Origin of the sequence: Streptomyces mutabilis, from assembly GCF_046628145.1 — a bacterium.
GTDB classification, from domain to species: Bacteria; Actinomycetota; Actinomycetes; order Streptomycetales; family Streptomycetaceae; genus Streptomyces; species Streptomyces mutabilis.
On the sequence record NZ_CP176874.1, the window covers coordinates 5,801,571 to 5,816,185 of the forward strand.

Here is a 14,615-nt window from a genome sequence, read left to right on the forward strand (position 1 = left end):
CAGGCGGCCCGGGACATCACCGCGGACCGCCTACCCTTATTGCCATGAGCAGCATCGACCGGATCCAGTCAGTGGGCGGCACGCGCACCTATGAAGTACGCACCTACGGGTGCCAGATGAACGTCCACGACTCCGAGCGATTGTCCGGTCTGCTGGAGGACGCGGGCTACGTCCGCGCTCCCGAGGGCGCCGACGGTGACGCGGACGTCGTCGTCTTCAACACCTGCGCCGTCCGGGAGAACGCCGACAACAAGCTGTACGGCAACCTCGGCCACCTCGCTCCGAAGAAGGCGAGCCGGCCCGGGATGCAGATCGCGGTCGGCGGCTGCCTGGCGCAGAAGGACCGCGACACCATCGTGAAGCGGGCGCCCTGGGTGGACGTCGTCTTCGGCACGCACAACATCGGCAAGCTGCCGGTGCTGCTGGAGCGCGCCCGCGTCCAGGAGGAGGCGCAGGTCGAGATCGCGGAGTCCCTGGAGGCGTTCCCGTCCACGCTGCCCACCCGCCGCGAGAGCGCGTACGCGGCCTGGGTCTCCATCTCCGTCGGCTGCAACAACACCTGCACCTTCTGCATCGTCCCGGCACTGCGCGGCAAGGAGAAGGACCGCCGCCCCGGCGACATCCTCGCGGAGGTCGAGGCCCTGGTCGCGGAGGGCGTCTCCGAGATCACCCTGCTCGGGCAGAACGTCAACGCCTACGGTTCCGACATCGGCGACCGCGAGGCGTTCAGCAAGCTGCTGCGGGCCTGCGGGAAGATCGACGGCCTGGAGCGCGTGCGCTTCACCTCCCCGCACCCGCGCGACTTCACCGACGACGTCATCGCCGCCATGGCCGAGACGCCGAACGTCATGCCGCAGCTCCACATGCCGCTCCAGTCCGGCTCCGACCCGGTGCTCAAGGCGATGCGCCGCTCCTACCGGCAGGAGCGTTACCTGGGCATCATCGAGAAGGTGCGGGCGGCCATCCCGCACGCGGCGATCACCACCGACATCATCGTGGGCTTCCCGGGCGAGACCGAGGAGGACTTCGAGCAGACCCTCCACGTGGTGCGCGAGGCCCGGTTCGCCCAGGCCTTCACCTTCCAGTACTCCAAGCGTCCCGGCACCCCGGCCGCCGAGATGGACGGTCAGATCCCCAAGGCGGTCGTCCAGGAGCGCTACGAGCGTCTGGTCGCCCTCCAGGAGGAGATCTCCTGGGAGGAGAACAAGAAGCAGGTCGGCCGCACCCTGGAGCTGATGGTCGCCGAGGGCGAGGGCCGCAAGGACGGCACCACCCACCGCCTCTCCGGCCGAGCCCCCGACAACCGCCTGGTGCACTTCACCAAGCCTGACCAGGAGGTCCGCCCCGGCGACGTGGTGACCGTCGAGGTCACCTACGCCGCCCCGCACCACCTCCTCGCCGAGGGCGCGGTGCTCGACGTGCGCCGCACCCGCGCGGGTGACGCCTGGGCGAAGCGCAACGCGGCCGAGCAGGCCAAGCCCGCGGGCGTGATGCTGGGCCTGCCGAAGATCGGCGTCCCCGAACCGCAGCCGGCCGTGGCGAGCGGCTGCGGCTGCGACTGACGGCGGTCGGCCGGCTGTGCCCGACCGGGGGAGGGCGCGTGGCTGTTTTCGGCGGTCGGGTGGCTGCGTTCGACCGTGAGGCGGCGTGCGGCCGGGGCTGACGGCAAGGCGGCGTGCGGGTGCGCTCGACCGCAGGGGGTGCGGCCGGGGGGCGACGTCCGGGGATACGCTGCCGATCATGCTTGTCGCAGCCGCCGTCTGTCCCTGCCCGCCGCTCCTCGTGCCGGAGGTCGCCGCGGGTGCCGCACCCGAACTGGATGCCGCTCGTGCCGCGTGCACCGACGCGCTGGGCGTGCTCGCCGCCGCACGGCCCGACCGGCTGGTGGTCGTCGGTCCTGCCGACACCCCCGGGCCGGAGATCTACCCGCAGGGCACTCCGGGCACCTTCCGGGGCTTCGGGGTGGATCTGGACGTCCGCCTGGGCACCGACCGTGGACCGGAGGCGGAGGGAACCGGACGCGAGCTGCCGTACGGGCTCGCCGTGGGGGCCTGGCTGCTCGGGCGCACCGGATGGGCCGACACTCCCGTCGAGGGCATCGGCGTGGGGGAGGCACTATCCGCCGAGCGCTGCGCCGCCGTCGGACGGGACGTCGCCGCCCGGCCCGGGCGGATCGCGCTGCTGGTCCTGGGCGACGCCAGCGCGTGCCGCACGCTCAAGGCCCCCGGATACCTCGACGAGCGGGCGGCACCCTTCGACGCGGAGATCGCGCGGGCGCTGGGAGCGGCGGACCCGGCCGCCCTCGCGGCCCTCGATGTCACGCTCGCGCGCGAGCTGAAGGCATCCGGCCGGGCGCCCTGGCAGGTCCTCGCGGGCGCGGCAGCGGACGCGGCCCTCGCCGGAGCGCTGCTGTACGAGGACGCGCCGTACGGGGTGGGATACGTCGCGGCCACCTGGTCGTAGCGGCCGCCGCCCCGGGTCGTACGGCCGTCGGCCAGTTCGTGCGGGCGCGCGGCGGCGTCGTACGTGCCGCGGTCGGGTCGCACAAGCCGCACGGCCGCCCGCCCGGTCGTGCGGCACAAGGACGTGGCCCAAGCGGCGGGCGCGTTCGTACGCACGCGCGCCGGCGGACGGTCGGGAGCCGAGCGGCTCGCCGTGACCGTCCGCCGATGTGCCGGTGGCCCGTCCGCGCTAGGACGGGCACGGATCAGGAAGCCGGCGGCGGCCCGGCGGGCGGGGGACCGCCCGGCGCGGTGCCCGGCGTGCCTCCTCCGGGCGTGCCGTCGTCGTCCTTGTGGGCGAGGCGGTCCATGGCACCCTTGGCCTTGCCGGTGCCCGTCTGGATCCGGTCGCTGTACTTGCCCTTGGTCCTCTCGTCGACGGTCCTCGCCACCTTGTCGAGACCGCGATCGATCTTGTCCCCGTGCTGCTGCGCGAGGTCGGAGACCTTGCCCTTCGCCGGTCCCAGTTTGGCCTTCAAGTTGTCCAGCAGACCCATGGTTCGCCTTCCCTCACGGGGCGGTCAGGTGCGGGCGCCCTTGTCGGCCTCGTTGTCGACGGCCTCCCCGGCGGACTGCTGCTTGGGGATGCCGACGCCGTCCGCATCGGCGGCCTCGGTGGACTCGTCGGCCTCCGCGGACCCGGATGTGTTCCGGGGGCCGGAGTCGGCCGTCTCCACGGCCTCCGCCGTCTTCTCCTCCGCCGCACGCTCGGTGTCCGCGGTGTCGGTCCGTGTCTCTTCGGCCGACGCCTCCTCGGCGGTCTTCGACCTCCGAAGAAGTCGTGCAAAAACGCCCATATCAACTCCATACGTTACTCGTGCGGGCGAAATCCCGCGGTACCCGGTGCGTCCGTTTGCGCGGCCGGGGCCCTGGCCCCGGTGGCCCGGGGAGCGGGAACTTCGCAACGGGCAACGACCCCGGACCCCCGCCGTCACGTAACTCGTTCGAGGGCGGGCTGAGAGGTTTGGGAGACTGGTGCGGTGAGCAGCGCACCCCCCGCCCCCCGCGTCATCGCCGTAGTCGGACCCACCGCGGCCGGAAAGTCCGATCTGGGCGTATTCCTGGCCCAGCGGCTCGGCGGTGAGGTCGTCAACGCCGACTCCATGCAGCTCTACCGAGGGATGGACATCGGCACCGCCAAGCTGACGCCCGAGGAACGCGGCGGGATCCCGCACCACCTGCTCGACATCTGGGACGTGACGGTCACGGCGTCCGTCGCCGAGTACCAGCGGCTGGCCCGGGAACGGATCGACGCGCTGCTCGCCGAGGGGCGCTGGCCGGTCCTCGTCGGCGGCTCCGGCCTCTACGTCCGCGGGGCCGTCGACAACCTGGAGTTTCCCGGCACCGACCCCGAGGTCAGGGCCCGGCTGGAGGAGGAGCTCGAGCGGCACGGCTCGGGGGTGCTGCACGCCCGGCTGGCCGCCGCCGACCCCGAGGCGGGCCGGGCCATCCTGCCCAGCAACGGGCGCCGGATCGTGCGCGCCCTCGAGGTGATCGAGATCACCGGCAGGCCCTTCACCGCCAACCTCCCCGGCCACGACTCCGTCTACGACACGGTGCAGATCGGCGTGGACGTGGCGCGCCCCGAACTGGACGAGCGCATCGCCCGCCGCGTCGACCGGATGTGGGAGGACGGTCTGGTGGACGAGGTGCGCTCCCTGGAGGAGCAGGGGTTGCGCGAGGGGCGTACGGCGTCGCGCGCCCTCGGCTACCAGCAGGTGCTCGCGGCGCTCGCCGGCGAGTGCACGATGGACGAGGCGCGGACGGAGACCGTCCGTGCCACCAAACGCTTCGCGCGCCGTCAGGATTCATGGTTCAGGCGCGATCCGCGGGTGCACTGGTTGAGTGGGGCTGTGGCGGATCGCACGGAACTTCCGCAGCTCGCGCTGTCGTTGGTCGAACGACCGGTTACAGCCTGATCACGTGATGGCATCGGGACGCCCCGGCCGTCATCGGGGCCTTCGACGGCGTGCCATCATCGAGCTTCGATCGACCGAGTGAGTCCTAGTTGGGAGGGCGCGTGGCGATGGAGGCCGGCCCTCGTGACACCGCACCGAGCACCGAGCACGCTGTCGCCGACCACGGCGGCACGGAGCCGGACGGAGCTGCTCTGAGCCCCGACGGCCCCGACGACACGCCGGAGGGCGTGGCGACCGACGGTCCCGAGCCCGACGAGATGTACGGCGACGAGGTCGAGGTCGAGCTGCGCCCGCAGCGGCGGCTGCGCATCTGGCAGCTCGCCCCCATCGTGGGCCTGGGCGCGGTCGGCTCCCTGATGTTCGCCTTCCCGCTCGCCTTCGACTTCGGCGACAGCGGCGCCGTGATCGCGATGCTGGGGCTGCTGATCTGCTCCTGCGCGGCCGGCTGGGGCATGATGGCCGCCCGCCGGGTCGGCTACACCCTGCCGGGTCTGCCGCAGCGCGGCTCGGGGCGCCGGGCCGACTGGCGGATGATCCTCGTGTACGCCCTGACGGTCGTCGCCGTCGTCGTCCTGGCGGTGTGGCGGGTGGCCCGCCTGCGCGGCTGACACGGGCCTCGGCGGGACTGTTCCGGGGGCCACCCAGGGGTCACCGGTGTCTGCGGGTGCCGGCCCACCGACGCCCCGGACGCAGCGCCCATCGGAACCACCGCGTGCAGACTCGCCGACCCCACCGCACACGAGCCCACGGGCGACGGCCGACGCGGGCCCACGGTACGAGCACGAGTCACCGGTACAGCGCGAGCCGCCGGCACCAGCACGGACCCGGTACGACCCGCACCCGTCCACAGACGCCGCTCACCGCTGCCCCGCGCCGGCCTGCTCGCCCCCGCCCGCCCCACGACGTTCCGTCGCCCCCACCCCGTACGATCGAGGAATGAGCACGCGGATCGCCTTCCTCAAGGGTCACGGCACCGAGAACGACTTCGTGATCGTCCCGGACCCGGAGAACGCCCTCGACCTGCCCCCCGCTGCCGCCGCCGCCCTGTGCGACCGCCGCGCGGGCATCGGCGGCGACGGACTGCTGCACGTCGTGCGGTCCGCGGCACACCCCGAGGCCAAGGAGATGGCGGCCGAGGCGGAGTGGTTCATGGACTACCGCAACGGCGACGGCTCGGTCGCCGAGATGTGCGGCAACGGCGTGCGCGTCTTCGCCCGCTACCTCCAGCGCGCCGGGCACGCCACCGAGGGCGACCTCGCTGTTGCCACGCGCGGTGGCGTGAAGACCGTGCACCTCGCCAAGAACGGGGACGTCACCGTCGGAATGGGCCGCGCGCTGCTCCCCGAGGGCGACGTCGAGGTGAGCGTCGGCGAGCGCAGCTGGCCCGCGCGCAACGTGAACATGGGCAACCCGCACGCCGTGGCCTTCGTCGCCGACCTCGACCACGCGGGCGACCTGTACTCGGCGCCGCCGTTCCGGCCGGCCACCGCCTACCCGGACGGGGTGAACGTCGAGTTCGTCGTCGACCGCGGCCCGCGCCACGTCGCGATGCGGGTGCACGAACGCGGCTCGGGGGAGACCCGGTCCTGCGGCACCGGTGCCTGCGCCGTGGCCGTGGCCACCGCCCGCCGGGACGGCGCCGACCCGGCCGTCACGGGCACCCCGGTGACGTACACCGTCGACGTGCCCGGCGGCACCCTGGTGATCACCGAGCACCCCGACGGCGAGATCGAGATGACCGGTCCCGCGGTGATCGTCGCCGAGGGCGAGTTCGACGCCGAATGGCTCGAGGGGGTACTCGTCTGAACCACAGCCCGGTCCATGACACTCAGTGCGAAAACGTAAACCCTCGGTCCATCGCTCGAATGGGTGATCCGTTTCACGCTCCGCGAGAGGCGGTCGGCCGCACATGATGGGCTCGATAGCATCAAGCACCGGCCCGGACGGGGGAACGACACCATCCCTTGAGCCGTGTCCGCCCCGGGATGCCCCGTCCGCCGGTCCACGCAGCCGGAGGTGCCCATGAACGCGGAGGCCGTGAATCCAGCGAGCCCAGGCCCGGTGCCGCCCGCGACCACCGGCGCCGTCGCGCCGGCCGCGCCCCGCAGGAAGGCCCGCCCCCGGATCGACCTGCGCCGCTTGGGCCGCGCCGCACTGCTCGGCTCCGCCGCCCGCGGCCGGCTGCCCGACGCCATCGGCCACGTGGCCGAGGCCCACCGCGCCCACCACCCCGACGCCGACCTCGACCCCCTGCGCCGCGCCTACGTCCTGGCCGAGTCCTCGCACCGCGGCCAGATGCGCAAGAGCGGCGAGCCGTACATCACCCACCCCCTCGCCGTCACCCTCATCCTCGCCGAACTCGGCGCGGAGACCACCACCTTGACCGCGTCCCTCCTCCACGACACCGTCGAGGACACGGACGTCACCCTGGACCAGGTCGGCGAGCAGTTCGGCGCCGAGGTCCGCTACCTCGTCGACGGCGTCACCAAGTTGGAGAAGGTCGACTACGGCGCCGCCGCCGAGCCCGAGACCTTCCGCAAGATGCTCCTCGCCACCGGCAACGACGTCCGCGTCATGTCGATCAAACTCGCCGACCGGCTGCACAACATGCGCACCCTCGGCGTCATGCGCCAGGAGAAACAGGAGCGCATCGCCAAGGTGACCCGGGACGTCCTCATCCCGCTCGCCGAACGGCTCGGCGTCCAGGCGCTCAAGTCCGAGCTGGAGGACCTGGTCTTCGCGGTACTGCACCCCGACGAGTACGCGCACACCCAGGAACTGGTCGCCGAGAACGCCGCCCGCGCGGACGACCCGCTGGCCGAGGTCGCCGAGGACGTGCGCAAGGTGCTGCGCGAGGCCGACATCACCGCCGAAGTCCTCATCCGGCCCCGCCACTTCGTATCCCTGCACCGCGTCTCCCGCAAACGCGACCCGCTGCGCGGCGCCGACTTCGGCCGCCTGCTGGTGCTCGTGCAGGAGGACGCCGACTGCTACGCCGTCCTCGGCGAACTGCACACCTGTATGACGCCGGTCGTCTCGGAGTTCAAGGACTTCATCGCCGTACCGAAGTTCAACCTGTACCAGTCGCTGCACACCGCGGTCGCCCGCCCGCAGGACGGCCAGGTCGTCGAAGTCCTCGTCCGCACCCACCAGATGCACAAGGTCGCCGAGGCCGGAGTCGTCGCCCTCGGTAATCCCTACGCACAGCCCTCGGAGGACCAGAGCGCGGGCGACGGCGAGCGCGTCGACCCGACCCGGCCCGGCTGGCTGTCCCGGCTGCTCGACTGGCAGCGCGGCGCCCCCGACCCGGACACCTTCTGGTCCACCCTCCGCGAAGACCTCGCCCAGGACCGCGAGATCACCGTCTTCCGCCCCGACGGCGGCACCCTCGGCCTGCCCGAGGGAGCGACCTGCGTGGACGCCGCCTACGCCCAGTACGGCGAGGACGCGCACGCGGCCATGGGCGCCCGGGTCAACGGCCGCCTGGCGACCATGAGCACGGTGCTGCGGGACGGCGACACCGTGCAGCTCCTCATGGGGCAGGACCCCGCCTCCGAGCCCTCCAGGGAGTGGCTGGAGCACGCCCGCACGCCGGCCGCGCGGATCGCCATCCAGCGCAGGCTCGCGGCCCGCCCGGCACAGGCGCCCGCGGAGCCGGAGGACGCGCCCCGCGGCTCCCTGACCGGTGACGCGCCCGCCGCCCGCCCGGCGTCCGACGGACCGGCCCCCCGCCCGGCCTCCGCCGACGTCCTCGCCGACCGGCCGGGGGCATCCGTACGGCTGGCCGGTTGCTGCACCCCCGTACCGCCCGACGAGATCACCGGTTTCGCCGTGCGCGGGGGAGTGGTGACCGTGCACCGCGCGGAGTGCGCCGTCGTGGACCGCATGAAGGGCGCGGGGCGCCCGGAGGTCGGCGTGCGCTGGGGGGAGAGCACCCAGTGCCGGGTCACCCTGCTCGCCGAATCGTTCGGCCGACCGCACCTGCTGGCCGACCTCACCGAGGCCATGGCCGTCGAAGGCGCCGAGATCGTCTCCGCGACCGTCGAGCCGCCCGACCGGCAGCGGGTCCGCCACACCTACACCGTCCTGCTCCCCGACGCGGCACGGCTGCCCGGCCTCATGCGCGCGATGCGCGAGGTGCCCGGGGTGTACGACGTGAGCCGGGCGCAGCCCCAGACCACGGGCGTCTGAGCCGCACCGGACGAGTCGCCGGCGAGCCAAGGCGCCTGCCCCGGCCGCCCGTCCCCCGGACCGCTCGCCGGGACGGCACCCGTTCGGGTGTCCCGGGCGCGCGTCGGCGCCGCGGCGTACGTGCGCGCTGATAGCCGTGGGGCATGCCGCACACCCCTCACCCCCCGGCTTCCCGCCCCCGAGTGCGAGCCCGTGGTCGGCTCAGGGCCGCCGCGCTGCTCGCCTCGGCGGTCTCCGTATGCCTGGTCGCCGCGAGCGCCCCGCCGACCCCCCTGGGCGTCGGCGACCGCCTCTTCCCGCACCTGGGCAACCCCGGGTACGACGTGGCGGCGTACGACCTCTCCTTCACCTACTCCGGCAGCAACAGCGAGCCGCTGCGGGCCGTCACCACCATCGACGCCCGGACGACGGCCGACCTGGAACGGATCAACCTCGACTTCGCCCACGGGAAGGTCGACTCCGTCGAGGTCGACGGTGAGCCCGCCGGCTTCGCCGCCGCCGGCGAGGACCTCGTCGTCACGCCCGGCAGCCCGCTCGGCGAGGGCGAGCGGACGCGGATCACGGTCCGGCACACCAGCGACCCGGTGCCCCCCGAGGGCCGCGAGGGCGGCTGGGTGCGCACCGCCGACGGTCTGGCCATGGCCAACCAGGCCGACGTCGCCCACCTGGTGTTCCCCTGCAACGACCACCCCTCCGACAAGGCGAGCTTCACCTTCCGGGTCACCGCCCCGGAGGGGCTCACCGCCGTCGCGAACGGGTTGCCGACGGACGTGGACCGGACCGGCGGCTCGACCACCTGGACGTACCGGACCGCACACCCCATGGCCACCGAGCTGGCGCAGGTGTCCATCGGCCGCTCCACCGTGCTGCACCGCACCGGCCCGCACGGGCTGCCGGTCCGGGACGTCGTGCCGACCGAGCACCGCGCGGCGCTCGAACCGTGGCTGGCGAAGACCCCCGGACAGATCGCCTGGATGGAGGAGAAGGTCGGGCGCTACCCCTTCGACACGTACGGCCTGCTCATGGCCGACGCCACCACCGGCTTCCAGCTGGAGACCCAGACGCTCTCCCTGTTCGAACGGGAGCTGTTCACCGACCCCGTCTACCCGAAGTGGTACGTCGAGTCGATCATGGTGCACGAGCTGGCCCACCAGTGGTTCGGAAACAGCGTCGGCCCGGCCACCTGGTCCGACCTGTGGCTCAACGAGGGGCACGCCACCTGGTACGAGGCGCTGTACGCGGAGGAGACCGCGGACGAGCCCATGGAAGCGCGGATGAAGGCCGCCTACGGCGCCTCCGACGGCTGGCGCGCGAAGGGCGGACCGCCGGCCGCCCCGAAGCCGCCCACCTCCGGCAGCAAGACCGGCATCTTCCGTGAGAACGTCTACGACGGCGCGGCCCTCGTCCTGTACGCCCTGCGCCAGGAGATCGGCCGTCCCGCCTTCGAGCGCCTCGAACGCGCCTGGGTCACCCGCCACCGGGACGGCACGGCGACGACCGCGGACTTCGTCCGCCTCGCCTCCGAGACCGCCGGCCGCGACCTGGAGGACTTCCTCCACGGCTGGCTGTACGGCGAAAAGACCCCGCCGATGCCCGGACACCCGGACTGGAAGCCGATCGCGGCCGAGCGGGCACCGAAGGCGGCCGCCGGAAATCCGCACGGGGAATGAGCCCGGTAAGGGCCGGGGAACCGGCCGGGGAATAAGCCGGTGCGAGACGGCCCGTGCCGTGCGACCATCTTCGGGACGGCGCGGTACGGGCCGCGGGAATCTCCCCGGCGGTCCGTGCGTTGTGAAGAGTGTCGCAGCAGCATTGCCGCGCGATTCGTTTCCCAGCTACGTAAGGATCCAATGACCTCCTCTTCTTCCCCTTCCCAGGACACCAAGCGTCTCGCGCAGACCTACCCCGAGGGCCTTCGGGCCGATGCCCTGATGGAAGAGGACGTCGCCTGGAGCCACGAGATCGACTCGGAGTGGGACGGCGAGCAGTTCGACCGCTCCGACCGCGCGGCTCTGCGCCGGGTGGCGGGCCTGTCCACCGAGCTCGAGGACGTCACCGAGGTCGAGTACCGCCAGCTCCGCCTGGAGCGGGTCGTCCTCGTCGGCGTATGGACCTCGGGCACCGTGCAGGACGCGGAGAACTCGCTGGCCGAGCTGGCAGCCCTCGCGGAGACCGCGGGCGCGCTCGTGCTCGACGGCGTCGTCCAGCGCCGCGACAAGCCCGACGCCGCCACCTACATCGGCTCCGGCAAGGCCGAGGAGCTGCGGGACGTCGTCCTCGAAACGGGCGCGGACACCGTCATCTGCGACGGTGAGCTCAGCCCGGGCCAGCTGATCCACCTCGAGGACGTCGTCAAGGTCAAGGTCATCGACCGCACGGCCCTGATCCTGGACATCTTCGCCCAGCACGCCAAGTCCCGAGAGGGCAAGGCGCAGGTCGCCCTCGCGCAGATGCAGTACATGCTGCCGAGGCTCCGCGGCTGGGGTCAGTCGCTGTCCCGGCAGATGGGCGGCGGCAAGGGCGGCGGCCTCGCCACCCGTGGTCCCGGTGAGACCAAGATCGAGACGGACCGGCGCCGGATCCGCGAGAAGATGGCGAAGATGCGCCGGGAGATCGCGGAGATGAAGACCGGCCGCGAGATCAAGCGCCAGGAACGCCGGCGTCACAAGGTGCCGTCCGTGGCCATCGCCGGCTACACCAACGCGGGCAAGTCCTCGCTGCTCAACCGCCTCACCGGCGCGGGCGTGCTGGTGGAGAACGCGCTGTTCGCCACCCTCGACCCGACCGTGCGCCGCGCCGAGACCCCGAGCGGCCGCCTGTACACGCTGGCGGACACCGTCGGTTTCGTCCGGCACCTGCCCCACCACCTGGTCGAGGCGTTCCGCTCCACGATGGAGGAGGTCGGCGACTCCGACCTGATCCTGCACGTGGTGGACGGCTCGCACCCGGCCCCGGAGGAGCAGCTGGCCGCCGTGCGCGAGGTGATCAGGGACGTCGGCGCGACCGACGTACCGGAGATCGTCGTGGTCAACAAGGCCGACATGGCCGACCCGCTGGTGCTCCAGCGGCTGCTGCGGGTCGAGAAGCGGTCCATCGCCGTCTCGGCACGCACCGGCCAGGGCATCGACGAGCTGCTCGCCCTGATCGACAACGATCTGCCGCGCCCGGCCGTCGAGATCGAGGCGCTCGTGCCGTACACCCACGGCAAGCTGGTCGCCCGCGCCCATGACGAGGGCGAGGTGATCTCCGAGGAGCACACCCCGGAGGGCACCCTCATCAAGGTACGGGTGCACGAGGAACTGGCGGCGGAACTCGCGCCGTACGTTCCGGCGCCGCTCGTCTGAGGTACGCGGCTCACGACGACCGAGGGCCCGCCCCCTGCCTGGCAGGGGGCGGGCCCTCGTCATGTGCGGGTCACTGCCCGCCGTACGTCCGGCTCATGTTCTGGTACATCGCCTCGGCCTCCCGGCCGAGCTGCGGGCCCGCCAGCCAGGTGTTGTCGAGGGGGCCGATCGACGTGTTCGAGACCAGCTTGGTCTCACCGTCCACCACCCGGAACCAGCCGCCGCCGGAGGAACCGCCGGTCATGGTGCAGCCGATGCGGTACATCGTCGGCAGCGACGGGCTCAGCGACAGCCGGCCGGGACGGTCGACGCACTTGAACATCTTCAGGCCGTTGTACGGCGGGGCGGCCGGGTAGCCCCAGGCACCCATACTGCCGACCTCGGTCGCCGAGGGGGCGGAGAAGTCCACTTCCAGCGCCGCGCCGACCGTCTCCTCCAGGGACTTGCTGCCCTGCTCCGGCTTCACGTGCAGCACGGAGTAGTCGTACGCGGCACCGTCGCCGCCCTCCTCCGAACCGCCCTGGATCCACTGGTTCGACGTCGAGGCCCAGTCGGCCCACCAGGTGCCGTACGGCGCCATCTCGGTGGTCGTCGCCCCCGCCAGTTCCGCCTCGGACTTGTCGAGGTCGTTGTACGACGGCACGAACGCGATGTTCCGGTACCAGCCGCCGCTGCCGCCCGCGTGCACGCAGTGGCCCGCCGTCCACACCAGGTTGGACTTGCCCGGGTGGTTCGCGTCCTTGATGACCGTGCCGGAGCAGACCATCGAGCCCTCGGGGGAGTCGAAGAAGACCTTGCCGACCGGCGCGGCGTTGTCGTGGTAGGGCGTCTTCTCGGCCACGGCCTCCACGGGCGCCGGCTCGGGGTCGCTGACGCCCTGGTCGGCAGCGGTGTCCTTGGTGGTGACGGTCTTGTCGGCCTCCTTCGCGGACTGCATCCGGTCCGGCTTCCACAGGCCCTCGATCATCGGATTGACGAAGTCCTTGGCCTCACTGAGCCACTTGTCCTTGTCCCAGTCCTTCCAGCCGCCGTCCTTCCACTTGTCGACGTCGATGCCGTGCTCCTTGAGCCGGTCCGCGAGGTCGGCCGGAAGCTGGACCTTGCCGTCACCGGTGTCGCCGGCCTCGGCCGCCCGGGAAGTGCCGCCGCTCGGCTTCGCGTCGGCCTCGTCCTCCTCCGAACCGCCGCAGGCGGTCGCGGTGAGCGCCAGCGCGGCGACCAGCCCGGTCGCGGCGAGCACGGTGCGCCGCCGACGGCGTGGCGCGGCAGGTGCGGGTGCGGAACGCACGGTGAAACTACCCCCGTTGGAACGTATGAGTGTCGAACCTGCAGATGTGGTCGGAGTGCGGGGCGCGCGGGCGCAGGTCCGGCCCGGCGCCCCGCACTCCTACGAGCCGAGCGCTGCGCTCAGCGCGCGCTCACCGGCCGGCGAACTTGCCGCTCACCGCGTCGAACACGCCCTTGGCCTCCTCGCCCAGCCGCGGACCGGCCAGCCAGCCGGCCGTCACCGGGCCGATGGAGGTGTTGGACACCAGCGCCGGCTTGCCGTCGGAACCGTTCGCGACCCAGCCGCCGCCGGAGGAACCGCCGGTCATGGTGCAGCCGATGCGGTACATCGTCGGGTCCGAGGCGCTGATCGACAGCCGGCCCGGCTTGTCCTGGCACTGGAACAGCTTCTGACCGTCGTACGGCGGGGCGGCCGGGTAGCCGATCGCCTTCATGCTCTCGATCTCGGGCACGGCGGGAGCGTCGAAGTCCACCGGAAGCGCCGCGCCGACCGTCTCCTCCAGCGACCTGCCGTCACTGCCCTTCTCCGGCGTTACGTGGATGACGGCGAAGTCGTACGAGGCACCGTCACCGCCGGTCGCACCGCCCTGCTCGATCCACTGGTCCGAGGTCTGCGCCCAGTCGCCCCACCAGACGCCGTAGGGAGCGAGGTCCTCCTTGGTGGCGTTCTGCAGTTCCTCGGTCGACATGCCCGTGTCGTTGTACGACGGCACGAAGGCGATGTTGCGGTACCAGCCGCCGTTCTTCCCGGCGTGCACGCAGTGACCCGCGGTCCACACCATGTTGGACTTGCCCGGGTTGGCGGGGTCCTTCACGACGGTCGCCGAGCAGACCATCGAGCCCTTCGGGGAGTCGAAGAGCAGCTTGCCGGCCGTGGCGGCGCTGTCGTGGTACTTGGGCGGAACGGCCTCGGCCTCGACGGGCGCCGGCTCCGGGTCGGTGACGCCCTGGTCACCCGAGAGGTCGCTGTCGTCGACCTGCTGGTCCGGCTCCTCGGCGTCCCGCATCCGGTCCGGGTCCCACAGGTCCTCGATGATCGGGTTGACGAAGTCCTGCGCCTCACGCAGCCAGTCGTCCTTGTTCCAGTCCTTCCAGGCGCCGTTCTTCCACTTGTCGACGTCGATCCCGTGTTCCTTGAGCTTGTCCTTGATGTGGTCCGGGATCCGGATCTCGCCGTTGCCCGCGTCCGCGGCGGACGCGGAGGCCGAGGCGTCGCCACCCGCCTCCGCGTCGCCGGACTCGCACGCGGTGGCCGTCAGCGCGAGCGCCGAGACGAGCGCCACGGTGACCGGCACGGGGGAGGTCCTGCGCCGCCCGCGCTGGTGCCCGCGCGTGGTGAACGACGGCCGTATGGATCGCATGGTGGTGACTCC

General features: G+C 72.4%; 12 protein-coding genes. 8 read left to right on the forward strand and 4 right to left on the reverse strand.

Going from position 1 to position 14,615, the window contains the following annotated elements; all coding sequences use genetic code 11:
• Positions 1 to 44: 44 nt before the first annotated feature.
• Both miaB and ACLIN4_RS26265 read left to right on the forward strand, forming a co-directional pair.
• Complete coding sequence (gene miaB / locus ACLIN4_RS26260) at positions 45 to 1,562, forward strand: tRNA (N6-isopentenyl adenosine(37)-C2)-methylthiotransferase MiaB (protein WP_398014002.1); 1,518 nt, start codon at positions 45 to 47, stop codon at positions 1,560 to 1,562.
• Positions 1,563 to 1,740: 178 nt separating this feature from the next.
• Entirely contained in the window at positions 1,741 to 2,463 is a 723-nt protein-coding gene (locus ACLIN4_RS26265) for a class III extradiol dioxygenase subunit B-like domain-containing protein (protein WP_289908805.1), read from the forward strand.
• A gap of 244 nt (positions 2,464 to 2,707) precedes the next feature.
• Here ACLIN4_RS26265 and ACLIN4_RS26270 read toward each other — a convergent pair whose 3' ends face one another.
• Together ACLIN4_RS26270 and ACLIN4_RS26275 are read right to left on the reverse strand one after the other, a co-directional pair.
• A complete protein-coding gene (locus tag ACLIN4_RS26270; protein WP_100045158.1) occupies positions 2,708 to 2,998 on the reverse strand; it encodes an antitoxin in 291 nt (96 codons plus the stop codon).
• 24 nt (positions 2,999 to 3,022) lie between these two features.
• A complete protein-coding gene (locus ACLIN4_RS26275; RefSeq protein ID WP_411576284.1) occupies positions 3,023 to 3,298 on the reverse strand; it encodes a hypothetical protein in 276 nt (91 codons plus the stop codon).
• Between the two features lie 183 nt (positions 3,299 to 3,481).
• On the opposite strand from ACLIN4_RS26275, the gene miaA reads away from it, so the two are divergent.
• From miaA to hflX, 6 genes are all read left to right on the forward strand, one after another.
• Entirely contained in the window at positions 3,482 to 4,420 is a 939-nt protein-coding gene (gene miaA / locus ACLIN4_RS26280) for a tRNA (adenosine(37)-N6)-dimethylallyltransferase MiaA (protein WP_289908806.1), read from the forward strand.
• Between the two features lie 107 nt (positions 4,421 to 4,527).
• Complete coding sequence (locus ACLIN4_RS26285; RefSeq protein WP_179342298.1) at positions 4,528 to 5,028, forward strand: hypothetical protein; 501 nt, start codon at positions 4,528 to 4,530, stop codon at positions 5,026 to 5,028.
• A 328-nt stretch (positions 5,029 to 5,356) separates the two neighbouring features.
• Positions 5,357 to 6,226, forward strand: a complete 870-nt coding sequence (dapF, locus tag ACLIN4_RS26290) for a diaminopimelate epimerase (protein ID WP_100045154.1) — start codon at positions 5,357 to 5,359, stop codon at positions 6,224 to 6,226.
• Between the two features lie 216 nt (positions 6,227 to 6,442).
• On the forward strand, positions 6,443 to 8,611 hold the full coding sequence (locus tag ACLIN4_RS26295) for a RelA/SpoT family protein (protein WP_290012402.1): 2,169 nt from the start codon (positions 6,443 to 6,445) through the stop codon (positions 8,609 to 8,611).
• 143 nt (positions 8,612 to 8,754) lie between these two features.
• On the forward strand, positions 8,755 to 10,281 hold the full coding sequence (locus ACLIN4_RS26300; protein WP_411576285.1) for a M1 family metallopeptidase: 1,527 nt from the start codon (positions 8,755 to 8,757) through the stop codon (positions 10,279 to 10,281).
• A 180-nt stretch (positions 10,282 to 10,461) separates the two neighbouring features.
• Positions 10,462 to 11,955: a GTPase HflX gene (hflX, locus tag ACLIN4_RS26305; RefSeq protein ID WP_107476642.1), complete on the forward strand. Its 1,494-nt coding sequence runs from the start codon at positions 10,462 to 10,464 to the stop codon at positions 11,953 to 11,955.
• Positions 11,956 to 12,025: 70 nt separating this feature from the next.
• Here hflX and ACLIN4_RS26310 read toward each other — a convergent pair whose 3' ends face one another.
• A complete protein-coding gene (locus tag ACLIN4_RS26310; RefSeq protein WP_411576286.1) occupies positions 12,026 to 13,243 on the reverse strand; it encodes a trypsin-like serine peptidase in 1,218 nt (405 codons plus the stop codon).
• A 130-nt stretch (positions 13,244 to 13,373) separates the two neighbouring features.
• Positions 13,374 to 14,603 carry a trypsin-like serine peptidase gene (locus tag ACLIN4_RS26315; protein ID WP_290012399.1) on the reverse strand — a complete coding sequence of 410 codons (1,230 nt, stop codon included), beginning with the start codon at positions 14,601 to 14,603 and terminating at the stop codon, positions 13,374 to 13,376.
• Positions 14,604 to 14,615 lie beyond the last annotated feature (12 nt).

What these genes read in the sequence shown, in the direction of transcription:
- miaB (WP_398014002.1), top strand. Translation starts at nt 45, where the DNA reads ATGAGCAGCATCGACCGGATCCAGTCAGTGGGCGGCACGCGCACCTAT.
- ACLIN4_RS26265 (WP_289908805.1), top strand. Translation starts at nt 1,741, where the DNA reads ATGCTTGTCGCAGCCGCCGTCTGTCCCTGCCCGCCGCTCCTCGTGCCG.
- ACLIN4_RS26270 (WP_100045158.1), bottom strand. Translation starts at nt 2,998, where the DNA reads ATGGGTCTGCTGGACAACTTGAAGGCCAAACTGGGACCGGCGAAGGGC.
- ACLIN4_RS26275 (WP_411576284.1), bottom strand. Translation starts at nt 3,298, where the DNA reads ATGGGCGTTTTTGCACGACTTCTTCGGAGGTCGAAGACCGCCGAGGAG.
- ACLIN4_RS26285 (WP_179342298.1), top strand. Translation starts at nt 4,528, where the DNA reads ATGGAGGCCGGCCCTCGTGACACCGCACCGAGCACCGAGCACGCTGTC.
- dapF (WP_100045154.1), top strand. Translation starts at nt 5,357, where the DNA reads ATGAGCACGCGGATCGCCTTCCTCAAGGGTCACGGCACCGAGAACGAC.
- ACLIN4_RS26295 (WP_290012402.1), top strand. Translation starts at nt 6,443, where the DNA reads ATGAACGCGGAGGCCGTGAATCCAGCGAGCCCAGGCCCGGTGCCGCCC.
- ACLIN4_RS26300 (WP_411576285.1), top strand. Translation starts at nt 8,755, where the DNA reads ATGCCGCACACCCCTCACCCCCCGGCTTCCCGCCCCCGAGTGCGAGCC.
- hflX (WP_107476642.1), top strand. Translation starts at nt 10,462, where the DNA reads ATGACCTCCTCTTCTTCCCCTTCCCAGGACACCAAGCGTCTCGCGCAG.
- ACLIN4_RS26315 (WP_290012399.1), bottom strand. Translation starts at nt 14,603, where the DNA reads ATGCGATCCATACGGCCGTCGTTCACCACGCGCGGGCACCAGCGCGGG.